This is a genomic window from Chlorogloeopsis fritschii PCC 6912 (assembly GCF_000317285.1).
Lineage (GTDB): Bacteria > Cyanobacteriota > Cyanobacteriia > Cyanobacteriales > Nostocaceae > Chlorogloeopsis > Chlorogloeopsis fritschii.
This window is the reverse complement of the sequence record NZ_AJLN01000038.1, coordinates 1-2,089: the sequence shown is the minus strand read 5'-3', so window position 1 is coordinate 2,089 and position 2,089 is coordinate 1. Positions and strand designations below refer to the sequence as shown.

Sequence of the window (2,089 nt, the reverse complement as noted above, 5' to 3'; positions counted from 1 at the left end):
TCCCACTGCTACCAATCTTCCCCAACGCACTTCTTCCAAAACTACTGCGGCTTGCCCTGCGCCTTTTTGATATTTGTTAACTTCCCGAAATTGTAAAAGCGAGGAGTTGAATGTGTTACTAGAAAAATTAGAATGCATTTGGGAATTATATAATTTGCGGCAGGGACGATCGCCTACATATCACCAACCAATTTCGGTAAAGTACTGTATAGAACCTGCAAAAGAGCGATCGCTGATTTTTATTACTTTGCCTTTTGTTATCGTGGGTAGCCTTGCACCAATATGTTCTGCCACAGCACAAATTACCGAAGATAATAGTCTCGATGCTACAGGCAGAACGAGCATTACTCGTGATGTTTTGATTAGAGGTATAACAAGCGATCGCATCGATGATGGTACTACTCGCGGCTCAAACCTTTTTCACAGTTTTGCGGAATTCAATGTTGGTGCAAATAGAGGAGTTTATTTTTCTAATCCGGCTGGAATTGAAAATATTCTCACTCGCGTCACAGGTACAAATCGCTCGAATATCCAAGGAAGGCTGGGTGTCTTAGGTAATGCTAATCTTTTCTTCATTAATCCGAACGGAATTATCTTTGGCCCTAATGCCCGTTTAGATGTTGGTGGATCATTTATTGGCAGTACAGCGGATAGCATCCAATTTGCCGATGGTTCCTTGTTTAGCACTAAAGTTGCTGAAAGCACACCACTGTTGACTGTTAGTATACCCGTGGGTTTGCAAATGAGAGCTAACCCAGAAAGTATTACCATGCAAGGGGTTAGTGGCTTTTTCAGTAGTTTGCGAGGACTTGGTCTAATCGTACCTCCTGGTAAAACTTTAGCGTTGGTTGGTGGTGACATAACCTTAGAAGGCGCTTTTCTCAATGCCCCAGGAGGGCGAATTGAACTGGGTAGTGTTGCTGGAAATAGCCTAGTTAATTTAAGCCCAACAAACCAAGGCTGGACAGTAAATTATCAGGGTGTGAAAAATTTTAGGAATATCCAAATTTCTAGGAGCTTTGTGGATATTAGCATTGAAGATAACAGTGGTATCCCAGTCATTCCAGACAAAGGTAACATTGCTATCCGTGCTTCTGTGTTAGACATAGGAAGAAGCTCTATTGTCAGAGCCAATACCTTTACCTCTGCACCTGGTGGAGATATCAATATTGATGTCCAACGGTTAACTATACGGGAAGGTGCATTTGTCTCAAGTCGAGCATTTGATAGTGGTGCGGCAGGAAACTTGACAGTAAACGCTTCAGAGGAAGTACAAGTGATTGGCACAACCAGTGGTTTGTTTGTTAGTGGTTTGTCTACTTCATCTGAACAAGGAGCTACAGGCGCAGCAGGAAATCTAACAATTAATACAAGTAAGTTACTAGTTCGGGATGGAGCAGTAGTATCAACTGATACTTACGGTTCTGGTCAAGGAGGGAATTTAACAGTAAATGCCACAGATGAAATACAAGTAATAGGTACTTCACCCAGAGGCCAGTCTCCCACTAAGCTGTCAACTTCAGCACTTCCAGGCTCAACAGGAACGGCTGGTGACTTAACAATTAACACAGCTACCTTAATAGTACGCGATGGAGCACAGATTGGTGCTGGCACTTTTGGCGCAGGTAACGGGGGAAATTTAACAGTAAATGCCTCCAAAAAAGTGCTATTAACTGGTAGCTCTATTACAGGTCAGTTTCCCAGTGGCTTATTTACTTCAGCACAACCAGGTTCAACAGGGGCGGCGGGAGACATAACAATTAACACTCCTACTTTCAAAATTCAAGACGGAGCAGGAATATCTGTGAGAAGTCGAGGAAAAGGCTTTGCAGGAAATCTCAACATTAATGCAGATTCTATCCGCTTGGAGAATAAAGGAACTATAACAGCGGAAGCCAGTTCAGGAAGTGGTGGTGATATCTATTTAAATGTGCAAGATTACCTGCTGATGGGAGATGAAAGTATTATCTCTGCAACCGCGCTCGATGGTGATGGTGGCAATATTTTTATCAACGACAACCCGAATTACCGAGGCTTTTTAATTGCCCCACCCAACGAAAACAACGATATCACTGCTAATGCTGGCAGT

The 2,089-nt window shown here is 42.9% G+C and carries 1 protein-coding gene; it reads left to right on the top strand.

Features of this window, described 5'->3' with window-relative positions; translation table 11 throughout:
* Window positions 1-112 precede the first annotated feature (112 nt).
* The coding region (locus tag UYC_RS35270; RefSeq protein ID WP_016873186.1) for a two-partner secretion domain-containing protein at window positions 113-2,089 on the top strand (1,977 nt) is incomplete at its 3' end.